The sequence below is a fragment of the Bacillus sp. NS1 genome, from assembly GCF_058248265.1.
Genome location: NZ_JBZAZF010000001.1, coordinates 120,799 through 147,114 on the forward strand (window position 1 = coordinate 120,799; position 26,316 = coordinate 147,114).

The window sequence follows — 26,316 nt, forward strand, 5'->3', positions numbered from 1 at the left end:
ACATGACTGTACAAGAAATCAAAGGCAAAAAACTAGTAAAAGGCATTGCGCCAAATGTAGAGCCAGAAGCCCTGTTAAATGATAAACGAAAAGTATTTTTGTTTGGTTCCCCGAGTTACACAAACATTGGTGACCAAGCGATTGCGTATGCGGAAGAGAAATTTATAAAAAACCATTTTCCGTATTACGAATATATTGAGATTATGGATTATGCGACGGATGAGGGCATTGAACTGGTGAAGGAGATCATCCGTGAAGACGATATTATCTGCTTTACAGGCGGAGGGAATTTAGGAAACCTTTATCTCGATATTGAGGAAGACAGAAGAAAGGTCTTCTCGGCGTTTAAAGACTACAAATCGATTTCTCTGCCGCAATCCGTTTATTTTGAAAATACAGAGCAAGGAAGTAAAGAAAAGAAGAAAACACAGGATGCGTACCATGAAAATCCTAATTTAACGATTGCTGCGCGTGAAACGCAGACGCTGGATGTTGTAAAAAAGACCTTCAACTCTAATGTGATTTTCACACCGGATATGGTGCTCTCCTTGGATATTGTGCCGAAAGAGCTTGAGCGGGACGGTGTTCTCTTTATTTTAAGAGCGGATAAGGAGAAAGTGACCGACGAAGATTTCATTTCACAGATGATGAAATGGGCAGAAAAAACAACCTATACGGAGCGTACTGATACGGTGCTGGATACGGTCGACACCATTGATTACGCCGATCGTGAAAAACACTTTATAGAGATGCTTGACCGCATCGGTTCAAGTAAATTGGTCATCACCGACCGCCTTCACGCGATGATTTTCTCGATTATCACCAAAACACCTTGCCTTGTCTTTGGAAACAGCTACGGCAAAGCTAAACATTCATACCGGGATTGGCTCGAAAGCTTAAACTTTATTGAATATACAGATCAAAATGATATTGAGGAACTGGAGCGTATGATTGACCGCCTGCTTCAAGCAGAACCCAATGACGTTGATTTATCAAAGGATTTTCAGCCGCTGGTTGATTTTTTCAAATCATGAAAGAAAAAGCAGACTGATGACAGTCTGCTTTTTTGTGTTAGTGATCGTTTTCCAAGCTTACAATTTCATCAATGATCCGTGCTTGCTCTTGCTCAGCCACTTCGTTTGAGATGATATCTTCCTTTGATAAGTTCTCAATCGCTTGGTATTGGGCGTATAAGGAATGTTTTTTTAAGATGGTTTGCTGTTTGTTTTTGAGTTCCGGGTATGCTTCGAATAATTTGTTTGTTTGCTGATGCAGCTGGCTGACCTCTTCTTTGTAATGGTCTGTCAGTTCGCTGGAGACAGCTTCGTGTATAAGCAAATTGTGTTTGACTTGCTGGACTTCTTTAATGGCGGTTTCTAAGCGATGTCCTTTTGCGAGCAATTCCTCGTATTCCTGATTGCCTTCTTCTTTTTGATTCACGCCTAACCGTTCCAGCAGCGGCTTGATGGTGAGCCCCTGAACAACAAGGGAAAACAAAACGACACTGAAGGCGAAAACCAGAATGTCTTCACGCCCAGGGAAGTCTCTCGGCAGGCTCAGCACGAGTGCAATGGACAGAGAGCCCTTCAGCCCGCCCCAATTGATGGTATGCTTCCATGTAGACGGGAATTTCTTGATAAAGGCCAAACTGATGTAGACGGCGGCACTTCGGGCGATGAGCACAATTACAATCGCCATAATCGCCAAACCCCATTTGTCAGTCAGGTCAATTCTCGTGATCTCAAGTCCAACCATTAAAAAGACAAGGGAGTTCGCGAGCAAGGCGGCGACGTCCCAAAAGTTATTGATATTCAGCTTTGTCGTCGGACTCATGCCAATTTTTGCGCCATAATTGCCGAAAATAAGCGCGGCGACAACGACGGCGATTACCCCGGAGGCACCTGCCATTTCTGCCAAAAGGAATGAACTGTAAAACAGAATGATACTAAAAATAATTTCTAAAGGATAATCATCAAAATACTTGGTGAGCTGGGAAAAGACATATCCAAGAACGCCTCCGATGATAAGGCCGAGAGAAATTACTTTGACAAACTCCCACAAGCCTAAACCGGCGCCTTGGATACCAAGATCCAAATATGTCATCAAGTAAAAAGCGGAAATGTTGAACAGCACAACCGCCAGCCCGTCATTGAACAGGCTTTCTCCTTCAACGACGATCGAAAGCTTTTTCGGTGCGCCGACACTCTTGAAAATGGACAGCACACTGACAGGATCTGTCGCACTCATCAGCGCGGCAAAGACAAACGCTGCCGGAATGGCCAAATGCATAAGCCACATGGAAGAAAATCCGACGATCAAAAACGAGATGAGCGTACCGCCGAAAGCAAGTGCCAGGACGGGCCGTTTGTTTTCTCTCAAGTGGGAAAAAGGAAGCTTCAGCGCTGCTTCTCCTAATAAAGCCGGCAAGAACAGCGTAATGATGACAAAGTTAAAGACTTCCCCCTCTGTAATAAAGTCTTTCAGAGGTTCGAAGAGCGGAATATGTACAAGGCCAATGATCGTTCCGACAATCACAAGCGCGATGGGATAAGGCTGCCTGCACTTTTTGGCAATCGCGGTGATTCCGGCTGCGATCATGACTAACAAAAAACCTAGTTCGAATATATGATGCAAGTCTAAGTGTTCCATTGAGACCTCCTTTTGTTAATCGTGCAACGAAGAATTACCCTTATTTTGTGATTTGTAATCATATCATATGTAAGTCAGCCCTTTGTCAGTCTGCAGAAAGCAAAAAAGCAGGCAATTAGCCGGCTTTTGGTGAGTTGTAGCTTGGAACGTACTCTTTATGTTATGTAGAATATTTTATAAGCCAATGGAATTCACTACACTCGATACATGAGAACGAACTTTATCAAATGAAAGATGGTCTTTTATTTTATCAGTGACACTGTCTATCGCTTTTCCTGACATATGATGGTCAAGAATTTCCCGTTTTGTCTTGATCGCCTGCTCTGCATCTGTAATGTTATCAAGGAGCGAAGACAAATTCTTACGGTCTTCCTGAAAAGCATAGCTTAGTTGTTTTTTCATTGAATTCATCAGTGCCAATTTTTGTTCTTGTCTTTTCTTCTCTTTGAACGCCGCCAATTGTTCTGGTGTCATTTCAGATGTATCTATATGGGCATTTGAAAAAAGCGAGGTGCTTGAATGCTGGCTCGTCACTCTTTGCATAAAACGGTCTGCATCTGTTGGTTTTTTATTCATAAAATCCATGTCTCTTTCTCTCCTTATGAAATCCCCATCCGGCTTGCTGCTGCCAGATCTGCATCATGGTAAGCATGTCCCATATGTCCAAGGTCATCTGCAATCATCTGAAGCAAGTGCTGCAAATGAAGCGCTGCATCTACAGCCTGATCATATTTTTCTTTTGAGTAAAAAAGGTGATGAGGTTTGTTCATTTTGATCTTGTTGATCAGATCATCGACATCAGAGATTGATAATTCATCATATGTGCCAAAACCAACCATTCGTGTATGCATGTTCCTGACATCTTCAATAGAATCCTTTACTTTGTCATCAATTCTTTCAATTTGGCGTATAATTCTAGACCATTCCGATTCAGCGATATGTCTTAACTGCGTGCTAGTATTCATCAATACATGCGACTTAATGAGGATCGAAACACCTGTATTGGCTTTCACATTGGTTGATTTCATTTGCTTAAGCATCGCTAATGCAAAGTCAGGATTGTTTTTTAACACATCATCAACAGTTTGGACAGAGCCATCTGAATTGAAGTTATATCGGTCCAGATCGTGACTTCCCATCAAGGCTTCGACAAATAGTGATACATCAAGAGATTGATTGTTGTAACGTTTAAACGCAAGGCCCAACATCTTTACTGCATCAGGAAGACGATTATTTTGTACACCGTTCGGCAAAGCCTCGTCATACATCACTTTCACATTACCTATTTCAGCAGCATCCCGATTCAACAAAGATAATCCATCATTTAAATTAATATATTCTGTTAAACGGCTGCGGAAATCCCCTTTTAATGCTCGGGCTTTCACATCCTCAGGCAGGTTTTCATATATGTTAGGATTTTCGAAAGTAACGCCGCGTTTGATAAAGTCATTCATCACGACTGCATAGCTTGCATTAGAACCGCCTAATGAGTGACCGGTGACTTGAATGTCAGCATTTTTAAAGTCTTTATGTATTTTTTTTGCATATTGATCTGCCTGAATGGCTTGGTTCTCCGTCCCGTCATCGAATGGTTTTTTGCCAACCAAATAACTGGTATCCATATGGAGCCAATCCTGCAAAATCTCATTTGAATATTCAGGAGCCCCTTGTGCGTAGTCATAGAAAGAGCCATCTTCATCTTCAGGAATGTTTATTCCCTTTTTCTCTACTTCTTTAATAAGCTGTTCCCGCTCATCACGATATTGTTTTATTGTATCTTGGAATTGGCCGGAGCCGATGGGTTCTGATCCGCGGTATGCGATGATGGCGTTTTGGATTTTTTCAGGGTGTTTGCCTTGATTAGAACGTTTATAATCTTCTTCAGTGACAAGCGTTAAAGCATTAAGTCCTTTTTTAGTTTTATTATAATCTACAACATACAAACTTTGACCATTGCTTACTTTTATTACTTCACCTATTTCATACTTGCTTATTTTGTAAGCGTTGTTGGAAAGCAAGTTGAAATCCTTATCAGATAATTTCAAAGAGTTATGATTTTGAGGCAAACTAATCACTCCTAAACTTTACATATCTAGTATAATAAAATAAAAAAGGATGAAATACCATGTTGTTTACCAAAAAAATACTGATTTGCGGGGTAATTGTATTAAGTATTGTAATAGGCATTTTGTATTTGAATCATAAGAACACTAATACAGTTGACCAATCATCGCAAAGGTCTGGGGGCAAGCAAAACGTGAACTTGGATGAAAAAAGCGAACAAGAAAAAGCTGAAGAGTACGTTGAAAAGATGAAGCCGAAAATAAAGGAAAAACTGAAAAAAGAGGATATTCATCATTTTATAAATGATATTAAGTTTAATGAGAAGGTAACAATCAGTCCAATGGGACTAATTGAAGTTACTGGTTACATCAATAATGAGCCGGAAAAGCTCTCATTTGATGCGTCTCTATATTATAAATCGAATGAAGTAGATTCAATTGGATATTCTCAAGAAGTGGGAGACCGTTTTACCGACTGGAGCAAATACAGCAAGAAAGAAAAAGAAGAATACATCAAAACCGCATACCCTGATAAAAAGGAACGAGAACAATATTTAAAAGACATAGGAGAATAAAAATAAACAGGCAAAACGCCTGTTTATTTTAGTGATCGGTTTACTTCCTCCTCTTCGCCATTCCCCAAGCCACCAGTCCGGCAACAACAGCCGCCGATACAATCGGGCGTTTCGTAGCGTTCGTGTAATAGCTTCTTGACCGCTTCCATCCTTTATTTGTGCCCCTGTCATGCATACCGTAGCCGGCTTCATAAAGCGCACTTTCTTCCCGCGGTTTGGACGGTCTTTCGGCGTGCTGGCTGAAGTACATGATTTTTTCCATCAGTCTGTCGGTCAGCCGGGGGAATAAAGCGCCCAGCATGGCGATGGCTTTTGCCTGTGAGCCGATGTACATATCACGTTTCGGGTGTTCGGCGGCAAACAGGATAGCTTCGGCGGCCGCTTCCGGCGGGTAGATCATGGAGCGGTAATGAGCCGGCTGTTTGTCTAGGTAGCTGCGCGCGTGTTCGTTGTATGGTGTGTCAATTCTGCCTGGATGAATGAGCGTAACCGAGACGGGTGCCTGTTCTTTTTCAAGCTCCATTCGGATGCTTTCCGTCCAGCCGTGAAGCGCAAATTTAGCTGAGGCGTATGTGGATTGAATGACGGTTCCCCTGTCTCCGAACAGGCTTCCTACATTGATAAGTGCGCCCGGAACGCCTCTGCTTGTGTAGTGTTTGACGGCCGCTCTTGTTCCGTAAACCGGTCCCCAGAAGTTTGTGTCAAACATGCGCTTCATGTCTTCGACGGTGACATCCATGGCGTGTCCGAAAATCGAGACAGCGGCATTATTGACCCATGTGTCAAAGCGGCCGAATGTGCTGATTGCGGTCTCTGCGATGCGGTTGACGTCTTCTTCTTTTCCGACATCCGCTTTCACCCATATGGCATCATGCCCTTTTTCCTTTAGTTCATCTGCGAGCTCCTTCAACGCGTCTTCATTTCGCGCTGCTGCCACGACCTTTGCGCCTTTTTCAGCAGCCATTCGTGCAGTGACAAGTCCAATTCCGCTTGAAGCGCCGGTAATGACGATCACTTGGTCCTTAAGTTGTTTCAGTTTAAGCTCCGTTTTCTTGCCCGGGTTCTGTTGTTCAAGATTTTCTGTATTCGTGACTGAATAATCGTTTGTCATTGAGATCCCTCCCAGACGCTGTTTTTCTACATTTACCCCATCCGGAGAGTTCTTAGCCCTTTTGACAATCACAGGGTTCTTTTTTATATTATATAAGTCGCTCTACCATACCTAGGAGGGAATGTTTTAATGACTAGCAGAGGAGATTCACGTGAAAAAATCCTTCACACGGCGTCACGTCTGTTCCAGCTGCAAGGATATCACGCGACAGGTTTGAACCAGATTGTGAAAGAAAGCGGTGCTCCTAAGGGATCGCTTTATCACTTTTTTCCGAATGGCAAAGAAGAATTAGCAATTGAAGCGGTTACATATACAGGAAAGCTGATTGAACATCTGATACAGCAAAGCATGGATGAATCCTCTGATCCAATAGAAGCGATTCAGCAATTTATCAAGAAAACAGCCAGCCAGTTCGACAATACAGAAAGCATTCAAGGCATTCCCGTCGGTTTACTTGCGAGTGAGACAGCGTTAATCAGTGAACCGCTGCGGACGGTTTGCATGAAGGTGTTTAAAAGCTGGGAAGCGGTTTTTGCCCGAAAATTAATGGAAAATGGATGTGCAGAAGAAGAGGCACATCAGCTTGGAATGCTGATCAATTCGATGATTGAGGGCGGCATCATGCTTTCGTTAACGAATAAAGACAAAACGCCCCTTCTTCTCATTGCCGAAAAAATTCCAGTGCTTGTAAGAAAAAAAGGGTAGCATTTTGTTATCCTTTCTCCTACAATTATATAGAACGGTCTAGTCAGATACAATACATTATATAGACTGGTCTAAATTGGAGGAACGATAGATGAAAACATTATGTGAAAATTCATTGCCTAAAGAAAAAATGCCTTATTTGCTCCGCAGCGGAGAAGGTGAGCGCTATTTGTTCGGCAGACAGGTTGCCACGGTGATGGCGAATGGGAATAGCACCGGCGATCTGTTTGAAATCGTGCTGCTTGCCGGGGGAAAAGGAGATGCCTTTCCGCTTCATGTCCACAATGACACACATGAAGGGATTCTCGTTTTGGATGGGAAGCTTGAGCTGACACTTGACGGAGAACGCTATTTATTAGTATCAGGTGATTATGCGAACATTCCGGCCGGAACACCGCACAGCTACCGGATGCAGAGCCACAGAACAAGACTGGTGTCTTACACAATGAAAGGAAATATGGCGCATATGTACTCCGTTATTGGGAAGCCGTATGATCACGCAGAACATCCGCCGTACGCGAGTGACGAGGTGTCAAACGAGCGATTTGCAGAAGCTGCCGCTGTGGCGGACATTGCATTTCTGAATGAAGAAAAGCCTGCCGATGCAGCAAAACTAGCGGAACTTACAGAGCTGCCGGATGGAGCCGTTCCATACGTGCTTGAATCTGGAGAAGGAGACCGCCTATTGACGGGAGATCAGCTTCACCGCATTGTGGCAGCACAAAAAAATACAGACGGCCAGTTTATCGTCGTAGTATCGGACGGCCCTAAAGGCGACCGGATCGTTGATCACTACCATGAACACCATACAGAAACATTTTATTGCCTTGAAGGACAGATGACGATGTGGGCGGATGGCCAGGAAATTCGGCTGAACCCTGGGGATTTCCTGCATGTTCCTGCTCATACCGTTCACTCCTATCGTCTGGATTCTCATTATACAAAGATGGTGGGCGTATTGGTTCCAGGCTTATTTGAACCGTTTTTCCGGACGCTAGGTGAGCCGTATGAAGGCCACACCTTTCCAAATGAGCCTCAGGCCTTGCGCTTTGATCGCGTTTTGCAGAATATCGAAGCATTAGATTTAAAGGTGATGAAACCGTAAAGATGACAAGATTGTAAGGTTTCCATGCCTGCCTGACACCTAAATCGATGTTTCTGCGCTCCTTTTTTTCATACCCTTAAGGTACAGAAAAAAGGAGCGTGATGGATATGCCTTCATTACAGCCGACTTTGGCAAATGAGCGGATCGGCGTGCTTGATGTGCTAAGGGGAATGGCGATTTTCGGCATCTTATTTGTCAATCTGGCACATTTCAGTTATCCGGATATGTATTTGTCTATGCTTGGAAAAGAGAACTTTTTTACAGAAAAGTGGTCTGAAGCCGATTTTGCAGCAACAGCCATACTGAAATTCTTCATCCAAACAAAATGTATTTTATTGTTTTCCTTTTTATTTGGATTTGGCATGGTTGTTATGATGGAGAGAGCCGTAAGCAAAGGGAAGCGGTTTGTTCCGCTATATGCGAGAAGGTTAGCGGCGCTTCTCTTGTTTGGAACGGTTCATGCTTTTTTGATTTGGGACGGGGATATTTTAACGGAATACGCCCTGCTCGGCTTTGTCCTGCTCCTATTTCGAAAAGCAAAGCCGAAAACACTGTTGATATGGGCGGTTTCTTTGTATCTTTTGTTTTGTATTCCGTTTATTTTGACCAGCTTTTATCAATCAAACGGACAGGAATGGGCACAAGCGGTAACTGAGCAGGCAAAGCAAGCGCTCCATGTTTACGGAAGCGGCAGCTTGAAGGATATTGCGGAACAGCGGATCCACGATCGTCTTGTTTACATGTCTTCGAATGGCATGCTTACGTATAACCCGCTCAACTTCTTCTTCGCATCCATTCCTTACTTCAGCATGTTTTTGCTGGGAGCTGCGGCGGCGAAGTCACGATATTTGCACGAACCTGGAAAGCATCGCAAAGGATTAAAACGAGTGTGGATGGCTGGGCTAGTCGTCGGCATCAGCGCCCAAGTGCTGTACAGTGTAACAGATAGGGAAGTCTTCTTGCTGGTTGGCGCGCCTTTCCTCATGTTTTTCTATGTCACAACGGTTGTCTATCTCTATCATAAAACAAGAGTGAAAACAGTGCTGCAATCTTTCTCCGCTGTTGGACGGATGGCATTTACCAATTATCTGATGCAGTCTATCGTGTGTACGTGGATATTTTATCATTACGGCTTGGGGTTGTACGGGAAAGTGTATCCTGCTGCCGGCGTGCTCATCACGATTGCTGTTTGTGCCGTTCAAATGGCCTTCAGCCACCTTTGGCTTCGGGTCTTCCGGATGGGACCGTTTGAGTGGCTGTGGAGGAGTGCTACGTATTTGGCGTGGCAGCCTATTGTAAAGAAAACAAAAGTCTAGATGCCTATTGGCGCCTAGACTTTTTCTATTATTTATACACGACACGTGTCTTGCAAATGATGTCATGCAGGCCTTTTTTCTCTCCAAAGGCGATCATGATAAAACCGATATAAAAGATGATTCCAGATAAAATGTATGCAAAGTAACGGCCGATTCCCTGTCCAACAGAGACCCGTTCGCCTTGTTCATTGACCACTTTCAGGCCAAGAATTTTTTTGCCAAGTGTGCCCTGCATTTTAGAAGCCGTGAGCAGACCGTAATATAATACACTGATGACGAGCGTGATCAGCATGGTAGGCAAAAATGCAAGCGTCATGTATGTCACCATATACTCCTCTTGTGTCATGTAAGGGTCTGCTGCCACAGATCCAGCCACAAAAACAGTATTGATAATAAATAGAATAATATAACTAGGAACAGATACAATAATACCATCAATAAAATAAGCTAAAAAACGAATCCAAAATCCTGCCGGTTTTTCCATGTATTTTTCTCTCTCCTTTGAATTAATCTGGAATAGTATACTTTGAAAAAAAAGCATGTGCAATATGATATGGTGATAAAATCCTGATATGCCTGAAAAATGAGTCTTTTATCCTTATGTTTTTACTATATGAAACTACTAGCAGGTGATAAAAAAATGTCTTATACATTAAAAGAAATGATGGAGCATTGCCAAATGACCGAAGATGCCATCCGGTATTATGAGAAGATCGGCCTGATTCCGCCGGTTAAACGAAAGGCGAATGGGCATCGAGCGTTTAGTGAAGATGATAAAAAAAGGCTTCTTTTTATCAGATGTCTGAAAAAAACGGGCATGTCTTTGGAGGAAATGAAGCCCTTTCTCAGCCTGCAAGAACAGACTGACAGATTAGATGACCATCAGCGTGTGCTGCTGAAAAACTATCAGGATAAGTTGAAACAGAAACAGAGTGAACTGCAAACAATTTGGGAGCTGATTGAAGAAAAGCTGGAGAGCGGAGATGGATTTGGGCCGCCGCATCAAAAAAATAAGTATTGACCTGGTGTTTACACCAGGTTTTAGCATAAAACACAACCCTGGCAGCAGGGAATTTCAAAGATAGGGGAGTGTTTTATACATGAAAAAGGTGAGGATTGGGAGCACCGGGCTGAACGCCTTTAACATTGGATTAGGCGCAGGGGTTGTCGGTAATGCGATGATGTATCCCAATGTTACGGAAGAGATGGGAAAAGATCTGATTCATGCTGCATTTGATGAAGGCATCGATTTTATTGATACAGCATACTTATATGGCTTGGGCAGGTCTGAGGAGCTGATTGGAGAGGCCGTTAAGCAACGCGGCAATCGGGAAAAAATGGTGATTTCGACGAAGGTTTCTCCTTCTCCAGAGTTTGTGAACGGAGCTGTGAAGACAGACATTCGACCGTCAGCGCTGCGCAAGGCTGCTGATGAAGCGCTTATTCGATTGCAAACCGATTATATTGATATTCTTTTTTTGCATTTTCCCGACAGCCGAACGCCATTAGGGGAAGCGGCGGATGCGCTGGCTCAGTTAAAGAGGGAAGGCAAAATTAGGGCTGTTGGCGCATCTAATCTAAACTTTCATCAGCTGCAGGAGTTTCATGCTGCAGGCCAGCTGGACGTATTTCAGACAGAGTATTCTTTGCTTGTACGGCATGCTGAAGAGGACATCCTGCCATACTGCAGAGAAAAGAGCATCTCTGTTATCCCGTTTTATCCTCTCGCTTCTGGATTGCTTGCCGGGCGTTACAAACCCGATGATGTTTTCACTGATGTATCAAGATCGAATCACCCGCTTTTTCAGCGTCAGGCATTTCTGGAGAACATTGAGAAAGTGGAGCAATTAAAGCTGTTTGCCGGACAAAAACAGGCGGAGCCGGCGCAAATTGCATTGGCTTGGCTGTTACACCAGCCGGGGATTGACTTGATTATTCCGGGTGCTACTCGGTCTGAGCAGCTGAGGGCTAATCTAAAAACAGCAGAAATTCATTTATCAGAAGATGACATGAAACAAATGGATCAGATGTTTGGCTCATAACCATATCGCAGAGATATACCCAAATTGAAGAAAGGGGTATATCTTTTATTTTTTGATCGCTTTCCAGCTGTTTTTATTCTATGATAATAAAGGATAATTTTTCTATTTTAGGGGGTCTGTTTATGTCTAGAAAAAACAGCGTGGCGATCGTAACAATCATTTCCGCGTTCCTTTTTTGTGCCATGATTGCTGCGGCTTCACTTTCGCCGCTGGCCGAAACGGGAGGAGCGGCTAATCAGTTTAACTCAGTCGGCATGTGGTCAGCTATCGGTATGATCCTTGTGTTGTATCTCATTCCTTTTCTCATTTACATGCTTGGAGTTGATGCAATGAGGTATGTAATGGCGGTACTTTGCGGCTTTGGTCTGGTGATCCATTTGTCTTCGGCGGGTTTTGTCTTGATGTTTAGTCTGTTCAGTGACCATCTGCTTTCTGAGGTGCTCCTTGTGATAGGGGTTTGTCTCGCTGCGGCTGCTGTAAACATCATTTGGTTTTTTGCAGCCTTTCGTTCAGCATCAAAAAAACCTGTTACAAGAAGTTTCAGAGTGTAGTGAAAAATAAAAGAGAACCTGCAAAATGATGCAGATTCTCTCCAATACGATTATTTAGCGGCTTGAATAAATACACCTTTCTCATGAGAGAACTCTTTAAATCCATATACCCCATGATAGGAACCAATTCCGCTTGTGTTGACGCCTCCAAATGGCAGGTTGACGTCACTGAAATGGACGACAACATCATTGATGGCGGCGTTGCCTGATGTCGTATGCTGAAGGACGTTGTCAATCAGGTCTTGGTTGTCGCTGAATACATAAAGCGCAAGCGGTTTATCGCGATCATTTACGTAATCGATGACCTCGTCGATGTCTTCATAGTTCATCATCGGCAGGATCGGTGCGAAGATTTCCTCCTGCATGATTTTCATGTCAGGCGTGACGTTTTTCAAAACAGTTGGCGAAATCGTGCGGTCGCTGGCATCAAACACGCCTCCGAATGCGACTTCCGCCCCTTTTTCGATGGCGTCGTCGAACAGGTCTTTGACACGGTTGAAGTTGCGGTCATTGACGATCTGCGTAAATTTGCTGCGGTCTGGGTTATGATCATCCTCCATAAATCCTGCGTTGACGATTGTTTGTAAAATGCCCGCGAACTTGTCCTGAACGTCTTCTTTAATGAACAGATAATCAGGTGCGATGCAGGTTTGGCCGGCATTTACAAATTTGCCGACGGCGATCTTTTTCGCTGCGTCCATGAGATCATATTCACTGTCAATGATCGTTGGGCTCTTGCCGCCAAGCTCAAGTGTGACAGATGCCAAATGTTTGGCCGCTGCTGTCATGACGATTTTTCCGACATTTGTGCTTCCAGTGAAGAAAATGTGGTCAAACGGCTGATCTAGAAGCTCGGTTGCCACCTCAACCTCTCCTTCAAAAATCGCGACTTCTTTTTCGTCAAAAGCGTCTCGAATCACTTTTGCAGCAATGTTGCTTGTGTTCATCGTAAAATCAGACAGCTTCACAATCGCGCTGTTTCCGGCTGCGAGAGAAGCGGCAAGCGGCGCCATCGTCAGCATAAACGGATAGTTCCACGGACCGAGGATGAGCGTTACGCCTTTAGGCTCGTACATGAGAATTCCGTTTGCGTCAGGGCTTAAAGATGAACCTACTTCTTTAGGCGCCATCCATTGATCCAGGTTGTTCATATTATCTCGAATCGCTTTTTTTGTTCCTTCGATTTCCGCTTTTTTGACCTCATGATAAGGTTTGCGGACGTCTGCACGAATCGCTTCAATGATTTCTTCTTCATGGGCGATAACGGAATCTAAAAAGCGCTGAAGCTTCTCTCTTCGCTGTTCCGCTGTTGAGGCGCGCAGTGCTTTTTGCTGTTTTTTCTGAAGCTGAAAGACACGCTGAATGTCGTCTTTTACTTGCTGTTCCATTGTAAAATCCCCCTCATTTGCTTTCTTCTTTTCTCGGACCTATTATAAAGTGGTACCTTTTCTGTAAGAAAGACAACGGTGAACCATCTATACGTTACCGTACATATATCGAACATCTGTCTAATGATTGGGGGTGTCTTTTGTGCCGGAATCTGCTGAAGCTCAAGTGAAACAGGCGCTGCTGGCCTTATTGGAAGAAAGGGATATTCAACATATCACAATGAAAGAAATTGCTGAAAAGGCCAAAGTGAGCCGCGGGACGCTCTATCTTTATTATGAAGACAAGTTTTCTATTATTGAGGATGTAATTGAAGACATGAAGGAAGGGCTGGGCGAAGCGCTCTATGACGCCTTTAAGCACATGGACACACTCCATTTAAATAAAAAACGGCACACAGTGCATCCGACTCTGTCGTTTGTCCACGAGCATCGATCCTTTTTTGGCACGATGATGAACAGAGAACATTTTCATCGTTTTTTTAAGGATGTGTTTCAGCAGGATGTTTTGCTGGCTCCTGTCAATGTGAATCTGACGCCGATCGAACAGGAGATTTACGGACATTACCGGGCTTTGTACACGTACGCGATTACCCTATATTGGCTGAATGAGGATGCAGACGCGTCTCCGGAAGCCATCAGCCAAAAGGTATGGGAGCTCGTTTCTCAAAAGCGGTTTTATTGGCTGTTTGGACAGGCTGCGTCAAAGGAGCGGCATGAGGACAAGCAAATTGACAGGCGTGTGGTTCGAACGAGAGAGGCGCTGCAGAAGGCTTTTCTGGACGTATTGGCAGAGAAAAAAGACTACGCGTCCATCACAATTTCAGACATTACCCGGAAAAGCAATATCCGCCGCGCAACCTTTTATGATCACTATGCCAGCAAAGAGGAATTGCTGCAAACCATGATTCAGCAATCATGTGCGGAGATCATAGATCACCTGACGATTGCCTCCAGTCCGAATGAGCTTTCCTTAGAGGAAGCGGAGGAAACACTCGCCAGCCTGCTTTCTGCTTTAGACCGCATGCCTGTTGTCCATTTGCTGAATCGAGACTGGGGTGTTCCTCATGTGATACCCGAGATGCTCAAAGCGCTGGAATCGTTTTACCTGCACCAGCAAGCTGATATTTCTGCGGAGAAAAAGCTTTATGCCTATTATGTATCCGCGATGGTTATCGGGCTGATTTTGTATCGGCTTGATGAAGGGAAGGCGCATGCGCCGGAAGTGCTGGCGAGGGAGTTTTTGCAGTTTTTGGATGTGAAGAAGTATAAGGTTGTATTGCTATAAACGAGAAAATCAGCCTGCGGGGTTACTTCAATATGTTTCGAAAAGGAAATCTTAGAGAGGTAACCGTTACAATGGATATAAAATCGCCCGGATACTCAGTCCGGGCTTTGTGTCGTTAAGTCACTTGGTCTAATGAGTTTCTCTCTTTTCTTTCAAGGTAAGATTTAAAAATAGAAGGGCCAAAAGAATTTGAGCAATGTTCACCGACCAAGATTTCCAGCTTAAAGTGGGGTCTAAAGTTGTATTAAAGAGCAAGTGAACGATAGAAGAAAATGAAAAGAGTAAAAAGAGAAGTTTGTTTTGTGACATAAATTGCGTACCTTTCTATATGTAGAATTTGTAAGAGGGAATTCTCTATCCTACAAGATTTTATTTTCTCTTTTTGACAATCTGTTAAGGGGTATACAAGTATTAATTTGAGTTTTTGGCGCTTTTAGCTCGCCTATATAAAAAAAGTCCATAGTTTAAATAGATCAGATATAAAGCAAGATTAAAAATTCCTAACTGAAAAAAACAAGAAAGAGATATGCTAATTAAACCTCCTAAAATGATATAGGCATATAGCAATTTCATTCTATCAACTCCTAATAAATGCTAAGTATATTGTAAGGTAGAATTAATAGTATGTAAAATATATGAATGAATACAATAAGTAGTTTTCATCTCTTTTTTTACAGATAGAGGAAAAATTAGGAGCGAATAAAGAGAGAGCTTAACCTCGTGATCAAGGCTGAGCTCCCTTTTAATGTTAATTAATATATGGATCGTAATACATCATATTGCGCAGAACATGTTTATTTCGTTTCTTCCTTCCATTTCTCATCAATCAACATCTTCCCAGGCCATGTGTACGCCATGATGCCGCCGTCTGCGGTGATGTCTTCTCCTGTGACGTATGAGCTGTCATCTGATGCGAGGAACAGTGCCACTGTTGCCATTTCCTTCGGCTGGCCGAGGCGTCCGAGCGGCGTGACCCATTTGTTGGCTTCGCGGAATTTTTCGCCCTGTTCCTGTTCTTTGGTTCCTGCTAATTTGTCAATCAGCGGGGTTTCGATCGTTCCCGGAGAAATAGAATTGACGCGGATGCCGTTTCTTGCGTAATCGATCGCCATCGCTCTTGTCAGATTAGTAATACCGCCTTTTGCGGCATTGTAGCCAGAGCGGTCGAGGTCCGCGGCCCGGCCTGACATGGAGGAGGTATTGATGATGGAGCCTCCGTTTTCGAGCATGAGCGGAATCAAGTATTTGCTGCAAAGGAATGTACCGCGCAGGTCGACGGCGATAATGCGGTCAAACAGGTCAACCGGATATTCGTGCACTTTTCCGCCTTCCTGATCAACCCCGGCGTTATTAAACAGAATATCTATCGTTCCGCAAGCATCCTTGATTTGATCAGCAAATGCTTTCACACTGTTTTCATCTGACACATCGAGGTGAAAGGCGTCCGCCTGTCCTCCGTTTTTTCTAATCTCTTCAACCGTTTCTTTCATTTGGTTTTCATTAATGTCTCCGATCACCACACGCGCACCCTCATTGGCAAAAACCTCTGCCGTCGCTTGTCCAATGCCTGTCGCGGCGCCTGTGATGACTGCGGTTTTGTTTTCAAGTCTTCCCATGGCACGAGTCCTCCTTTTTCTATTTGTCTTCCCGCTATGTGCAGAGGTAAACATGCGAGAAAAGAAATGCCAACATATGTTAAGATGAACTAGAAATTGTTGGGAGGTTTGTGTATTTTGAAGGTACGGCATAAGAAGGAGCTCAAGTTTTATTGCTTCGTCACGATTCCGTCTGCGTTTGTTGTGCTGACAGTCATCTCTTTTTTATTGCGAGAGATTACGTTTCCGGTTACTGCAAGCGCATTTCTGAATGCTTCATGGCATAATCTACTGTTTCTGATACCGTTCGGGTTGTTTTTCTACCCGGTGCATATATGGATGAAGCGGGAGTTTGGCCGCTGGAATGATGCGGAAAAAAAGAGAGGGTGATGAATCCTCTCTTTTTTATCAGAATGACCTAGAAAAAATAGTGAAAACAAACCCAACTAATGTTAAATTTACATATATATGCATCTATCAATCTGATTGACAATTGTCACCGTATGTGATAAATAGATGCTGAAAAGGGTTTACATAACATAACAACATATCAAAAAGGGGCGATCTAGAGTGGCGAAAAAAGAGTTTAAAGCAGAGTCCAAACGACTGCTGGATATGATGATTAACTCCATTTATACCCAAAAAGAAATTTTCCTGCGTGAGTTAATCTCCAATTCCAGTGATGCGATTGACAAAATCTATTACAAAGCGCTGACGGACGATGCGCTTACATTTGATAAAGACAGTTACTACATAAAGGTTGCGGCTGACAAAGGTGCGAGAACATTAACGATCTCCGATACAGGAATCGGGATGACAAAGGATGAGCTTGAACAGCATCTCGGCACAATTGCGAAAAGCGGTTCCCTCGCGTTTAAAAAGGAAAACGAGCTGAAAGACGGACATGACATCATCGGCCAATTTGGTGTCGGTTTTTACGCTGCGTTTATGGTTGCCGATGTCGTGACTGTCATCAGTAAGGCGCACGGCAGCGAAGAGGCATATAAATGGGAGTCTGCGGGTGCAGACGGCTATACGATTGAGCCGTGTGAAAAGGATTCTGTCGGCACAGACATTATCCTGAAAATCAAAGAGAACACAGAAGATGACAGCTATGACGAGTTTTTAGAAGAATATCGTTTAAAAGCGATCATCAAAAAGTACTCCGACTTCATCCGCTACCCGATCAAAATGGATACAACCATTAATAAGCCGAAGGAAGGCAGCGAGAATGAATTTGAAGAGGTACAGGAAGAACAGACGGTAAACAGCATGGTGCCGATCTGGAGAAAAAACAAAAGCGAGCTGACAGATGAGGACTATGAAAAGTTCTATGCTGAAAAGCATTACGGGTTTGATAAACCGCTCACACATGTTCATATCAGTGTGGATGGTGCCGTTCGCTACAATGCGATTCTATTTATTCCTGAAAACATGCCGTTTGACTATTATTCCAAGGAATATGAGAAAGGCTTGGAGCTGTATTCCAATGGCGTGCTGATCATGAACAAATGCGCGGATCTGCTTCCGGACCACTTCAGCTTCGTGAAGGGCATGGTCGATTCTGAGGATCTATCTCTGAACATTTCCAGAGAAATGCTCCAGCATGACCGCCAGCTGAAGCTGATCGCGAAAAATATCAGCAAGAAAATCAAAAGCGAGCTGCAAAGCCTGCTGAAAAAAGACCGAGAGAAATACGAGACGTTCTACAAGTCATTCGGCAGACAGTTGAAATTCGGCGTGTACAATGATTTTGGCGCGAATAAGGATCAATTGAAGGACCTCCTATTATTCTACTCTTCCAAAGAGAAAAAATTGGTCAGCTTAGACGAGTACGTATCCAGAATGCCTGAGGAGCAGAAATACATTTATTACGCGACCGGTGATTCATACGATCGCATTGAGAAACTGCCGCAAACAGAAATGGTAGCCGACAAAGGCTATGAAATTCTCTACTTTACCGAGGACATCGATGAGTTTGCGATTAAAATGCTGGCATCATATCAGGAAAAAGAGTTCAAATCCGTATCAAGCGGAGATCTTGGCATAGACACGGATGAGGATCAAAAGCAGTCCGAGGAAGAGGAAAGCAAGTACAAGGATCTGTTTGAGGAAATGAAAAATATTCTGTCAGATAAAGTGAAAAACGTCAGAATCTCAAAACGGCTCAAATCACATCCGGTCTGCCTTGCCGCTGACGGCGAAGTGACAATCGAGATGGAAAAAATCTTAAACGCGATGCCGGACAGCCAAAATGTAAAGGCGGATAAAGTGCTTGAAATCAACCCGAATCATGAAGTATTCCAAACGCTGCAGGACGCATTTGAAGAGGATAAAGAGAAGCTGAGCCTGTACACAAATCTTCTGTACAATCAGGCGCTTCTCATCGAAGGCTTGCCAATTCAAGACCCTGTTGAATTTACCAACAATATTTGCAAGGTTATGGTGTAATAGAAAAAAGGAATCGTCCCTTGGGACGATTCCTTTTTTTATAATGTACGCTCATTCAGCACTTGGTTTTGGCTGCTTTTTTTCTTTTTAAACCGTCTTTTCAGGCTTGCTTCAATTTCCTCCAAGCTTTTCCCTTTGGTTTCAGGAACCATGTAGAGGGCGAAGAAAAATGAAAGCAGGCAGATTACAGAAAAAATTGTAAAGACCCATGCAATGCCCATTGCGCTGAGCATCAGCGGGAAGACAAGCGACACGATCAGGTTGGTAGCTGATAACACCAGAGTAGTAAAGCCTGTTGCGGCTCCACGCACTTTGGATGGGAAGAGCTCAGGCATCAGAACCCATACAACCGGCCCCCATGTTGCCTGGTAAAATACGATATAGACGCCGAGAAAAACGACGGTCAGCCATGCTGTTGATGTAGAGAGCCCCAGTGTCAGGAGCACAGCTGCTAGTGCGGCCAAGCTCAGTGTAATGCCGACGCTTCCCCAAATTAGCAGTTTTTTGCGGCCGATGCGGTCAATTAAGATCATGGCAGTGATGCACATGATGACGTTGAGGACACCGATCCCCATTGTGCCGAGCGCAGAAGCAGACGTGCCGAGGCCGGCCTTTGTAAAAATGGTCGGCGCGTAGTAGATCACCGTGTTAATGCCGACAGCCTGCTGGAAAATGGCAAGGCCGACGCCAATGAGAAGCATAGGACGAATCCATTTTGCTTTTAGCAAACCGAGTGTTGTTTCTTTTTTCCCAGCTTCCGCTTCTTTCATATCTGCAAGTTCCTGCTCAATATTTTCTTGGTCATGAGTGATTTTCATAATATCTTTCGCTTCATCTTCACGCCCGCGCTTTACGAGCCATCTTGGTGATTCAGGCATAAATGCGATTCCAATTAATAAGAGCACAGCAGGCACCGCAGCCAGCCCTACCATCCAGCGCCACGCTTCAAACGGCGTGAACAGATAGTTTACGATATATGCTAATAAAATACCGGTAACCACCATTAAGTTGTTCATCGTGCCGAGTGTCCCGCGGATTTTCGTCGGTGCCATTTCTGACAGGTACACGGGCACAAGTGCTGTTGAACCGCCGACGGCCAACCCGAGAATCACCCGAGATGCAATCAGCATGCCGACCGTTTGAGAAAACGCGCAAGCGAGCGCGCCGACAATGAAAATGATGGAAAGGACAAATACAACTTTTCTCCTGCCCCAACGGTCGGAGCATGTGCCGCTCAAAGCAGAACCGAAAATCGCACCAAGAAGCAGCATGCTGACAACCAATCCCTCTGTCAATGTGGTTAAAGGAATATCGTTGTTGATAAAAAGCAGCGCTCCAGAAATGACGCCCGTATCATAACCGTAAAGGAGCCCCCCTAAAGCGCCGAAAAAGTAGATCATATATTTCCTTGTGTTTGTCTTCACAAATGTTCCCCCTCAGTTGTTAGGCCAATGAGTATCTCTTATGTTTAACAAAGTTAATAGAGTAGTACCCTTTTCCTATCTGATTTGAAACATTTGTTTTGAAAAAAGGAAATGTTAAAGCCAAAACGCGGGGTGTTGGCGATTTTTGCGTAGGTGACAGATCCAATGAGTACGGGAAATACGAAGCAACTCCTAGAATAATCCCGGGGGAAAACATCATAAAAAACCTTACTCACGCGGAGTAAGGTTTTGATTAGGACATTCCCTCGTTGACGAAAACCAAGGCGGAGAACCCTTTTTTCTTATCAAATTGCAATTCTACAACTGTAACGTCTGGGTTGAAGTTGTGGTATTCCTCTAAGAACTGGATAATGCCCTCTGAAATCTCGTCTGACATAAGCTGCTTGTGGTGCATGCCATATTTAGCTTCAGCGAAGAAACCTGTACGCTTGTTGTAAGACAGCTCTTTTACTTCAACGTCCTCAGGGTACATATCTTCTTCATTAGAAATATACACACAAATCCCGTCTACAATTTCTTGCTCATTTAATACTAATTTCATTCCCTAAAAGCTCCTTCTGTACGTCTTCGGTGTTTTGAATGCGCGAATCAGTGCGATGACAATGAGTAAAATAATGATCAGAGCGATGACATCAACGATCCAAGCAATGGGCGAAGCGCCATACGAAACATAGCCTGGGCCCCCGACTGGATGGTAGGTGTAACCCCAAGGGTGCATCATGCTGATCATGAACATGCCCATTGTGAATCCGCTATAATATCCGAACCATCCTGATGGCGAGAATCCTGCATTGTAGTAATGATTGACTGAAACATAACGTCCGCCAACATAAGCTTTAGACGTTTTTCCGCTGTATGTCTTTCCGCTTACTTTTGAGGTGGCGCCAGAAAATGTGCCTGTCGATTTTTTAGCGCCTGATGAGCTCGATTTTTCCGAAGATTTCTTTTTCAGTGAGATCGATGATGATGAATCGTCAGACGTCTTAGAGTTTTTGCTTGACGAGCTTGATCCTGAACTATAGCTTGATTTTGGGCTGGATTTATAGCTTCCGCTGTATGATGAGCTTGAACTTCGGCTGCTGTAACTAGATGATGAGCGGCCGCTAAAACTTTTTGCATGAGAAACGGTTGATGGCAGCAGTACACCTAAAGCAACGGTTACTGCCACAAAAGCTTTTACATATGTGAGTTTCATTCTGTTTCCTCCATAGACCCGAAACGGCCCATTATTCTGAGCTGCAAATAAAAGTAGCTGTGCAGATTTTTTATACACATGAGTCTCTTATTTCTTGATGATACTAACGTTTCATATCTTGTTTTGCTTTTTCAATCACTTTCTTTCTGAGATAACTTACCTTTATTTTATCGGATTTATGGCTCTTTTTGTAAGTTTTTGCTCCAAAATCAGTAATTCACTGAAGCTATTACGATGTTTTCTCAACATGCAATCTTAGGATGATAGAATAATGTTGCACAAATAAAAACAGCCTTCTCATTGGAGAAGGCTGTTTTCTACTTCTTATGAGAACAGCTTATCAATAAACGAAATATCCTCTTGAGAAAGCGTCACGTCAGCGGTTTTGATGTTATCAACCAGCTGATCGGCACGTTTCGCTCCAGGGATTAAAATATCAATTTCCGGTCTTGCCAAATACCAAGCCAATACGATGTGAGGGATGTCCACGTTGTGCTTTTCGGCAATCGGCGCAAGCTTGTTGACCTTTCTGATATTTTCTTTGAAACGCTCGCCCTTGAAGTTTTCCATTTCGTTTCGCAGGTCACCTTCAGGGAACGTTGTATCTTCTGTATACTTTCCTGCCAATAATCCTGATACGAGCGGGAAGTAAGGGATAAATGAAATATTATGCTCCTTCGTATAAGGGAAGAATGTATTTTCCGCATCTCGGTTTAACAGGTTGTATTCGCCTTGCAATACATCTACCAAGCCGTCTCTGTTTGCTTCTTTCAGTTGTTCTAAAGAGAAGTTGGATACACCGATGGAGCGGATTTTTCCGGCTTGCTTCATCTCATTCAGCGCGTTGACAGCTTCATCCTTAGGCGTTTGTTCGTCCGGGAAGTGAATGTAGAATAGATCGATATAATCCGTATTCAAACGCTTCAGGCTTTCATCAACTGATTTCTTAAGGAATTCTGGTGAATTATCAAAGACAAAGTCATTTCCTTGTTTTCTGTGCGCGGCTTTCGTCGCGATGACAACATCTTCACGATTGAATTCGCGCAGCACTTCGCCAATTAATTCTTCAGAACGGCCGATCCCATAAATATAAGCGGTATCTAACATTGTCACGCCATTACGGATCGCCTCGCGAACCAATTCTTTTCCGGTTTCTTCATTCAGGTTCGGGTAGAGGTTGTGTCCGCCGACAGCATTTGTTCCTAATCCGATAGGGAATACCTGCAAGTCTGATTTTCCGAGCGTAGCTTTTTTCATGATCTGCCTCCTAGAATAAAATGGATGAAAGACTCTCAACACTATTGTAACCGTTAGGCCAGATGAATGCCGATTTGGTGCTCATTGCAATACTGTGTGTACTCGTCATCTAATGGCTGGGATGTCACAATGCAATGCAGCCTGTCAAATGGCGCATACGTCAGTAGCGTTGATTTTCCGAATTTAGAATGGTCAGCCAATAAATACACTTCTTTTGCTTTTTCCGAAATCCTCTTTTTAATTTCGTACTCCAGCAGATCCGAATTGGTCAATCCGTGTGTCAGCGTCGTTCCGGTAGCGGACATAAAGGCTTTGTTGATATTGTACTTATCAAGCATAGCCGGATCGTCCATGCCGACAAAGGAGCGCGTTTTTCTTTTATAGTTGTTTCCGATAATGATTAAGTTGATATTCTTCAAAGCTGAAGCCGCATTGATAATGTCTAAACTGTTGGTTAAAATGGTGACATTTTTGGCCGGATCAAGCGTATCGAGAATAGACTTTGTTGTTGTTCCTGAATCAATGAAGATTAAATCGTGATCTTCAATAAAACGGGAAGCATAATGGGCAATTTTTGTTTTTTCATCTTGGTGCTGAATGGTGCGATTCTCAAAAGGAACTAATGCGGTTTTCTCAATAGATGTTACGCCGCCGTATACTTTTTCAATCGCACCCTTTTCTGTTAGCTTGTTGATATCACGTCTGACTGTGTTTTTGGAGACATTGAACACCTGGCACAGCTCATCTAAGGAAACAGTGCCATGCGATAAAATGTACTCCTCCATTTCCTGAATCCGCATCAGTTTCATATAAATAAACTCCTTCTTGAATCTTTACCTAACATAAATATATAATAAAACCCAAGAGTTGATCAATAGTTGCTTAAAAAATGATAACATTGGTGTATATCTTTTGCAAGATTCGACGGACTTCTCGCTACTCTCTTAATAAGTTAAAAGATTAGTATAATAAAAATAATGAAAAAATTTAGTGTTTATGATTGACTTATGGGTATTATGCGATTAGAATATAACCAAGAAATGACCAAAAAGTAACCTGATGTGCATGAAATGGTTGCTTGTATCTAAAATTGCATCACCATTTATTTTTTTTGTTTTTTTGAAAGCGTTTAATTCTTGGCTTACTGAAACAGTGGATATTGATATGAATCTATCCTGAACCACCCATACAAGTGTATGTGTTTACTAATGAAGGAGGCAATAAGAATGGCAGAAATCAGAAAATTAAAAAACTATATCAACGGTGAATGGGTTGAAAGCAAAACAGATAAATATGAAGACGTTGTGAATCCGGCGACGAAAGAAGTACTGTGCCAAGTGCCGATTTCAACAAAAGAGGATATTGATTACGCTGCGCAAAAAGCGGCTGAGGCATTTAAAACATGGTCAAAAGTGGCGGTTCCGCGCCGTGCCAGAATTCTATTTAACTTCCAGCAGCTGCTTTCTCAGCATAAAGAAGAACTTGCTCATCTGATTACCATTGAAAATGGAAAAAACACTAAAGAAGCTCTTGGAGAAGTGGGACGCGGAATTGAAAACGTTGAATTCGCAGCTGGAGCGCCTTCCCTGATGATGGGTGACTCACTTGCTTCCATCGCAACAGATGTTGAAGCGGCCAACTACCGCTACCCAATCGGAGTTGTCGGCGGAATCGCGCCATTCAACTTCCCGATGATGGTTCCTTGCTGGATGTTCCCGATGGCAATCGCTCTCGGCAACACATTTATTTTAAAACCATCTGAGCGTACACCGTTGTTAACAGAGAAATTGGTTGAGCTTTTTGAAAAAGCGGGCCTTCCGAAAGGGGTATTCAACGTCGTATACGGTGCGCATGACGTAGTGAACGGCATCCTTGAGCATCCTGAAATTAAAGCAATTTCATTCGTAGGCTCCAAGCCGGTCGGCGAATACGTCTACAAAAAAGGAAGCGAAAACTTAAAACGCGTTCAATCTCTGACTGGCGCGAAAAACCATACGATTGTCCTGAACGATGCGAATCTCGAAGACACAATCACAAACATTATCGGAGCAGCCTTCGGTTCTGCGGGTGAACGCTGCATGGCTTGTGCGGTGGTGACGGTTGAAGAAGGAATCGCTGATGAGTTTATGGCGAAGCTGCAGGAAAAAGTGGCTGATATTAAAATCGGTAACGGCCTTGATGACGGTGTGTTCTTAGGTCCGGTTATTCGCGAAGACAACAAGAAGCGCACGCTCAGCTATATCGAAAAAGGGCTGGAAGAAGGCGCAAGACTCGTATGTGACGGACGTGAAAATGTGTCTGACGACGGCTACTTTGTCGGCCCTACGATCTTTGACAATGTCACGACAGAGATGACGATCTGGAAAGATGAAATTTTCGCTCCGGTCTTATCTATCATCCGTGTGAAAAACCTGAAGGAAGCAATTGAAATTGCCAATAAGTCTGAGTTTGCGAACGGTGCTTGCCTGTTCACTTCCAACTCAAATGCAGTCCGCTACTTCCGTGAAAACATTGATGCGGGTATGCTCGGCATCAACCTGGGTGTACCGGCTCCGATGGCGTTCTTCCCATTCTCTGGCTGGAAGTCATCATTCTTTGGAACGCTGCATGCGAACGGAAAAGACAGCGTCGACTTCTATACACGTAAAAAAGTGGTTACGGCAAGATATCCGGCACCTGATTTCAACTAAACGACGAACAGCCGAACGGCGCCCATGTGCGCTGTTCGGACTCATTCTTACAATAGAAAGAGGAGGGCTTCACTATGAGTTATTTGTTGCGTAAGCCGCAGTCGAATGAAATATCTAATGGGGTTAAACTGGTGCACGAAGTAACGAAATCCAACTCTAATCTCACCTATGTAGAGTTTAAAGTGTTAGATCTCGCTTCCGGTTCCAGCTATGCAGAAGAATTGAAAAAACAAGAAATCTGTATTGTGGCGGTAACGGGAAACATTACAGTAACCGATCATGAGTCGACTTTTGAGAATATCGGCACGCGTGAAAGCGTATTCGAACGAAAACCGACAGACAGTGTCTATATTTCAAATGATCGTGCATTTGAGATCACAGCTGTCAGCGATGCAAGAGTGGCGCTTTGCTATTCTCCATCTGAAAAACAGCTTCCGACAAAGCTGATCAAAGCGGAAGACAATGGAATTGAGCATCGCGGGAAGTTTTCAAACAAACGTACTGTTCACAACATTCTTCCGGATTCAGACCCTTCAGCTAACAGCCTGTTAGTAGTTGAAGTCTATACAGACAGCGGAAACTGGTCCAGCTACCCGCCTCATAAACACGATCAAGACAACTTGCCGGAAGAATCTTTCTTAGAAGAAACGTACTACCATGAATTAGACCCGGGACAGGGCTTTGTGTTTCAGCGTGTATACACAGATGACCGCTCTATTGACGAGACAATGACTGCAGAAAATGAAAACGTTGTCATTGTTCCTGCTGGATACCACCCGGTAGGCGTTCCGGATGGATACACATCCTACTATTTAAATGTCATGGCAGGGCCGACGCGGAAATGGAAGTTTCATAATGACCCGGCGCATGAGTGGATTTTAGAACGCTAACAA

General features: G+C 43.6%; 25 protein-coding genes. 13 read left to right on the forward strand and 12 right to left on the reverse strand.

Going from position 1 to position 26,316, the window contains the following annotated elements:
• Positions 1-2 precede the first annotated feature (2 nt).
• A complete protein-coding gene (locus AC4CV5_RS00645; protein ID WP_490921931.1) occupies positions 3-1,034 on the forward strand; it encodes a polysaccharide pyruvyl transferase family protein in 1,032 nt (343 codons plus the stop codon).
• A 37-nt stretch (positions 1,035-1,071) separates the two neighbouring features.
• Here the strand turns inward: AC4CV5_RS00645 and AC4CV5_RS00650 are convergent, their stop codons facing one another.
• From AC4CV5_RS00650 to AC4CV5_RS00660, 3 genes are all read right to left on the reverse strand, one after another.
• A complete protein-coding gene (locus tag AC4CV5_RS00650; protein WP_490921933.1) occupies positions 1,072-2,649 on the reverse strand; it encodes a Na+/H+ antiporter in 1,578 nt (525 codons plus the stop codon).
• 174 nt (positions 2,650-2,823) lie between these two features.
• Positions 2,824-3,234 carry a hypothetical protein gene (locus tag AC4CV5_RS00655; RefSeq protein ID WP_166846360.1) on the reverse strand — a complete coding sequence of 137 codons (411 nt, stop codon included), beginning with the start codon at positions 3,232-3,234 and terminating at the stop codon, positions 2,824-2,826.
• A gap of 14 nt (positions 3,235-3,248) precedes the next feature.
• Positions 3,249-4,715 (reverse strand): lipase, encoded by a 1,467-nt coding sequence (locus AC4CV5_RS00660; RefSeq protein ID WP_373922751.1) that lies wholly within the window; start codon positions 4,713-4,715, stop codon positions 3,249-3,251.
• Positions 4,716-4,774: 59 nt separating this feature from the next.
• On the opposite strand from AC4CV5_RS00660, the gene AC4CV5_RS00665 reads away from it, so the two are divergent.
• Entirely contained in the window at positions 4,775-5,287 is a 513-nt protein-coding gene (locus tag AC4CV5_RS00665; RefSeq protein WP_222142382.1) for a DUF1433 domain-containing protein, read from the forward strand.
• A gap of 40 nt (positions 5,288-5,327) precedes the next feature.
• Here the strand turns inward: AC4CV5_RS00665 and AC4CV5_RS00670 are convergent, their stop codons facing one another.
• Positions 5,328-6,398 (reverse strand): SDR family oxidoreductase, encoded by a 1,071-nt coding sequence (locus tag AC4CV5_RS00670; RefSeq protein WP_490921934.1) that lies wholly within the window; start codon positions 6,396-6,398, stop codon positions 5,328-5,330.
• A gap of 129 nt (positions 6,399-6,527) precedes the next feature.
• Between AC4CV5_RS00670 and yxaF the strand changes: the two genes are divergently transcribed.
• The 3 genes from yxaF to AC4CV5_RS00685 all read left to right on the forward strand — a co-directional run bounded on the left by yxaF (position 6,528) and on the right by AC4CV5_RS00685 (position 9,524).
• On the forward strand, positions 6,528-7,103 hold the full coding sequence (yxaF, locus tag AC4CV5_RS00675) for a transcriptional regulator YxaF (RefSeq protein ID WP_166846377.1): 576 nt from the start codon (positions 6,528-6,530) through the stop codon (positions 7,101-7,103).
• A gap of 91 nt (positions 7,104-7,194) precedes the next feature.
• The gene (locus tag AC4CV5_RS00680) at positions 7,195-8,208 is read left to right on the forward strand and encodes a quercetin 2,3-dioxygenase (RefSeq protein ID WP_166846379.1); all 1,014 of its coding nucleotides are present in this window, start codon (positions 7,195-7,197) and stop codon (positions 8,206-8,208) included.
• A gap of 107 nt (positions 8,209-8,315) precedes the next feature.
• The gene (locus tag AC4CV5_RS00685; RefSeq protein WP_490921935.1) at positions 8,316-9,524 is read left to right on the forward strand and encodes a DUF418 domain-containing protein; all 1,209 of its coding nucleotides are present in this window, start codon (positions 8,316-8,318) and stop codon (positions 9,522-9,524) included.
• Positions 9,525-9,552: 28 nt separating this feature from the next.
• Here AC4CV5_RS00685 and AC4CV5_RS00690 read toward each other — a convergent pair whose 3' ends face one another.
• Complete coding sequence (locus tag AC4CV5_RS00690) at positions 9,553-10,008, reverse strand: RDD family protein (RefSeq protein WP_014115790.1); 456 nt, start codon at positions 10,006-10,008, stop codon at positions 9,553-9,555.
• A 156-nt stretch (positions 10,009-10,164) separates the two neighbouring features.
• Between AC4CV5_RS00690 and AC4CV5_RS00695 the strand changes: the two genes are divergently transcribed.
• The 3 genes from AC4CV5_RS00695 to AC4CV5_RS00705 all read left to right on the forward strand — a co-directional run bounded on the left by AC4CV5_RS00695 (position 10,165) and on the right by AC4CV5_RS00705 (position 12,117).
• Positions 10,165-10,545: a MerR family transcriptional regulator gene (locus tag AC4CV5_RS00695; protein WP_166846383.1), complete on the forward strand. Its 381-nt coding sequence runs from the start codon at positions 10,165-10,167 to the stop codon at positions 10,543-10,545.
• Between the two features lie 79 nt (positions 10,546-10,624).
• Positions 10,625-11,566 (forward strand): aldo/keto reductase, encoded by a 942-nt coding sequence (locus AC4CV5_RS00700; protein ID WP_456520622.1) that lies wholly within the window; start codon positions 10,625-10,627, stop codon positions 11,564-11,566.
• Between the two features lie 122 nt (positions 11,567-11,688).
• Complete coding sequence (locus AC4CV5_RS00705; protein WP_166846388.1) at positions 11,689-12,117, forward strand: DUF5391 family protein; 429 nt, start codon at positions 11,689-11,691, stop codon at positions 12,115-12,117.
• Between the two features lie 50 nt (positions 12,118-12,167).
• On the opposite strand, the gene AC4CV5_RS00710 is transcribed toward AC4CV5_RS00705, so the two are convergent.
• A complete protein-coding gene (locus tag AC4CV5_RS00710; protein ID WP_490921936.1) occupies positions 12,168-13,505 on the reverse strand; it encodes an aldehyde dehydrogenase family protein in 1,338 nt (445 codons plus the stop codon).
• A gap of 142 nt (positions 13,506-13,647) precedes the next feature.
• Here AC4CV5_RS00710 and AC4CV5_RS00715 point away from each other — a divergent pair, with 142 nt between their 5' ends.
• Positions 13,648-14,790 (forward strand): TetR/AcrR family transcriptional regulator, encoded by a 1,143-nt coding sequence (locus AC4CV5_RS00715; RefSeq protein ID WP_490921937.1) that lies wholly within the window; start codon positions 13,648-13,650, stop codon positions 14,788-14,790.
• 794 nt (positions 14,791-15,584) lie between these two features.
• Here AC4CV5_RS00715 and AC4CV5_RS00720 read toward each other — a convergent pair.
• Positions 15,585-16,406 (reverse strand): SDR family oxidoreductase, encoded by an 822-nt coding sequence (locus tag AC4CV5_RS00720; protein ID WP_222142376.1) that lies wholly within the window; start codon positions 16,404-16,406, stop codon positions 15,585-15,587.
• A gap of 117 nt (positions 16,407-16,523) precedes the next feature.
• On the opposite strand from AC4CV5_RS00720, the gene AC4CV5_RS00725 reads away from it, so the two are divergent.
• Both AC4CV5_RS00725 and htpG read left to right on the forward strand, forming a co-directional pair.
• Positions 16,524-16,775 (forward strand): hypothetical protein, encoded by a 252-nt coding sequence (locus AC4CV5_RS00725; RefSeq protein ID WP_102702907.1) that lies wholly within the window; start codon positions 16,524-16,526, stop codon positions 16,773-16,775.
• Positions 16,776-16,955: 180 nt separating this feature from the next.
• Entirely contained in the window at positions 16,956-18,836 is a 1,881-nt protein-coding gene (htpG, locus tag AC4CV5_RS00730) for a molecular chaperone HtpG (protein WP_490921938.1), read from the forward strand.
• A gap of 38 nt (positions 18,837-18,874) precedes the next feature.
• Here the strand turns inward: htpG and AC4CV5_RS00735 are convergent, their stop codons facing one another.
• The 5 genes from AC4CV5_RS00735 to iolR form a co-directional block, all read right to left on the reverse strand.
• Complete coding sequence (locus AC4CV5_RS00735) at positions 18,875-20,260, reverse strand: sugar porter family MFS transporter (RefSeq protein ID WP_326222396.1); 1,386 nt, start codon at positions 20,258-20,260, stop codon at positions 18,875-18,877.
• 253 nt (positions 20,261-20,513) lie between these two features.
• On the reverse strand, positions 20,514-20,822 hold the full coding sequence (locus tag AC4CV5_RS00740; RefSeq protein ID WP_248602339.1) for a DUF2653 family protein: 309 nt from the start codon (positions 20,820-20,822) through the stop codon (positions 20,514-20,516).
• 3 nt (positions 20,823-20,825) lie between these two features.
• The gene (locus tag AC4CV5_RS00745; protein ID WP_222142372.1) at positions 20,826-21,476 is read right to left on the reverse strand and encodes a hypothetical protein; all 651 of its coding nucleotides are present in this window, start codon (positions 21,474-21,476) and stop codon (positions 20,826-20,828) included.
• A 324-nt stretch (positions 21,477-21,800) separates the two neighbouring features.
• Positions 21,801-22,733, reverse strand: a complete 933-nt coding sequence (locus AC4CV5_RS00750) for an aldo/keto reductase (protein ID WP_490921939.1) — start codon at positions 22,731-22,733, stop codon at positions 21,801-21,803.
• Positions 22,734-22,786: 53 nt separating this feature from the next.
• Positions 22,787-23,542 (reverse strand): myo-inositol utilization transcriptional regulator IolR, encoded by a 756-nt coding sequence (gene iolR, locus AC4CV5_RS00755; RefSeq protein ID WP_464877462.1) that lies wholly within the window; start codon positions 23,540-23,542, stop codon positions 22,787-22,789.
• 417 nt (positions 23,543-23,959) lie between these two features.
• Between iolR and iolA the strand changes: the two genes are divergently transcribed.
• Positions 23,960-25,423, forward strand: coding sequence for a methylmalonate-semialdehyde dehydrogenase (iolA, locus tag AC4CV5_RS00760; RefSeq protein WP_490921940.1), 1,464 nt, complete (start codon positions 23,960-23,962; stop codon positions 25,421-25,423).
• 74 nt (positions 25,424-25,497) lie between these two features.
• A complete protein-coding gene (gene iolB / locus AC4CV5_RS00765) occupies positions 25,498-26,313 on the forward strand; it encodes a 5-deoxy-glucuronate isomerase (protein ID WP_490921941.1) in 816 nt (271 codons plus the stop codon).
• The last annotated feature ends 3 nt before the right edge of the window (positions 26,314-26,316 follow it).

Excerpts from the sequence above, each read along its gene's own strand:
- AC4CV5_RS00645 (WP_490921931.1), top strand. The coding sequence starts at position 3 with ATGACTGTACAAGAAATCAAAGGCAAAAAACTAGTAAAAGGCATTGCG.
- AC4CV5_RS00650 (WP_490921933.1), bottom strand. The coding sequence starts at position 2,649 with ATGGAACACTTAGACTTGCATCATATATTCGAACTAGGTTTTTTGTTA.
- AC4CV5_RS00655 (WP_166846360.1), bottom strand. The coding sequence starts at position 3,234 with ATGGATTTTATGAATAAAAAACCAACAGATGCAGACCGTTTTATGCAA.
- AC4CV5_RS00665 (WP_222142382.1), top strand. The coding sequence starts at position 4,775 with ATGTTGTTTACCAAAAAAATACTGATTTGCGGGGTAATTGTATTAAGT.
- AC4CV5_RS00670 (WP_490921934.1), bottom strand. The coding sequence starts at position 6,398 with ATGACAAACGATTATTCAGTCACGAATACAGAAAATCTTGAACAACAG.
- yxaF (WP_166846377.1), top strand. The coding sequence starts at position 6,528 with ATGACTAGCAGAGGAGATTCACGTGAAAAAATCCTTCACACGGCGTCA.
- AC4CV5_RS00680 (WP_166846379.1), top strand. The coding sequence starts at position 7,195 with ATGAAAACATTATGTGAAAATTCATTGCCTAAAGAAAAAATGCCTTAT.
- AC4CV5_RS00685 (WP_490921935.1), top strand. The coding sequence starts at position 8,316 with ATGCCTTCATTACAGCCGACTTTGGCAAATGAGCGGATCGGCGTGCTT.
- AC4CV5_RS00690 (WP_014115790.1), bottom strand. The coding sequence starts at position 10,008 with ATGGAAAAACCGGCAGGATTTTGGATTCGTTTTTTAGCTTATTTTATT.
- AC4CV5_RS00695 (WP_166846383.1), top strand. The coding sequence starts at position 10,165 with ATGTCTTATACATTAAAAGAAATGATGGAGCATTGCCAAATGACCGAA.
- AC4CV5_RS00700 (WP_456520622.1), top strand. The coding sequence starts at position 10,625 with ATGAAAAAGGTGAGGATTGGGAGCACCGGGCTGAACGCCTTTAACATT.
- AC4CV5_RS00705 (WP_166846388.1), top strand. The coding sequence starts at position 11,689 with ATGTCTAGAAAAAACAGCGTGGCGATCGTAACAATCATTTCCGCGTTC.
- AC4CV5_RS00710 (WP_490921936.1), bottom strand. The coding sequence starts at position 13,505 with ATGGAACAGCAAGTAAAAGACGACATTCAGCGTGTCTTTCAGCTTCAG.
- AC4CV5_RS00720 (WP_222142376.1), bottom strand. The coding sequence starts at position 16,406 with ATGGGAAGACTTGAAAACAAAACCGCAGTCATCACAGGCGCCGCGACA.
- AC4CV5_RS00740 (WP_248602339.1), bottom strand. The coding sequence starts at position 20,822 with ATGAAATTAGTATTAAATGAGCAAGAAATTGTAGACGGGATTTGTGTG.
- AC4CV5_RS00745 (WP_222142372.1), bottom strand. The coding sequence starts at position 21,476 with ATGAAACTCACATATGTAAAAGCTTTTGTGGCAGTAACCGTTGCTTTA.
- AC4CV5_RS00750 (WP_490921939.1), bottom strand. The coding sequence starts at position 22,733 with ATGAAAAAAGCTACGCTCGGAAAATCAGACTTGCAGGTATTCCCTATC.
- iolR (WP_464877462.1), bottom strand. The coding sequence starts at position 23,542 with ATGAAACTGATGCGGATTCAGGAAATGGAGGAGTACATTTTATCGCAT.
- iolA (WP_490921940.1), top strand. The coding sequence starts at position 23,960 with ATGGCAGAAATCAGAAAATTAAAAAACTATATCAACGGTGAATGGGTT.
- iolB (WP_490921941.1), top strand. The coding sequence starts at position 25,498 with ATGAGTTATTTGTTGCGTAAGCCGCAGTCGAATGAAATATCTAATGGG.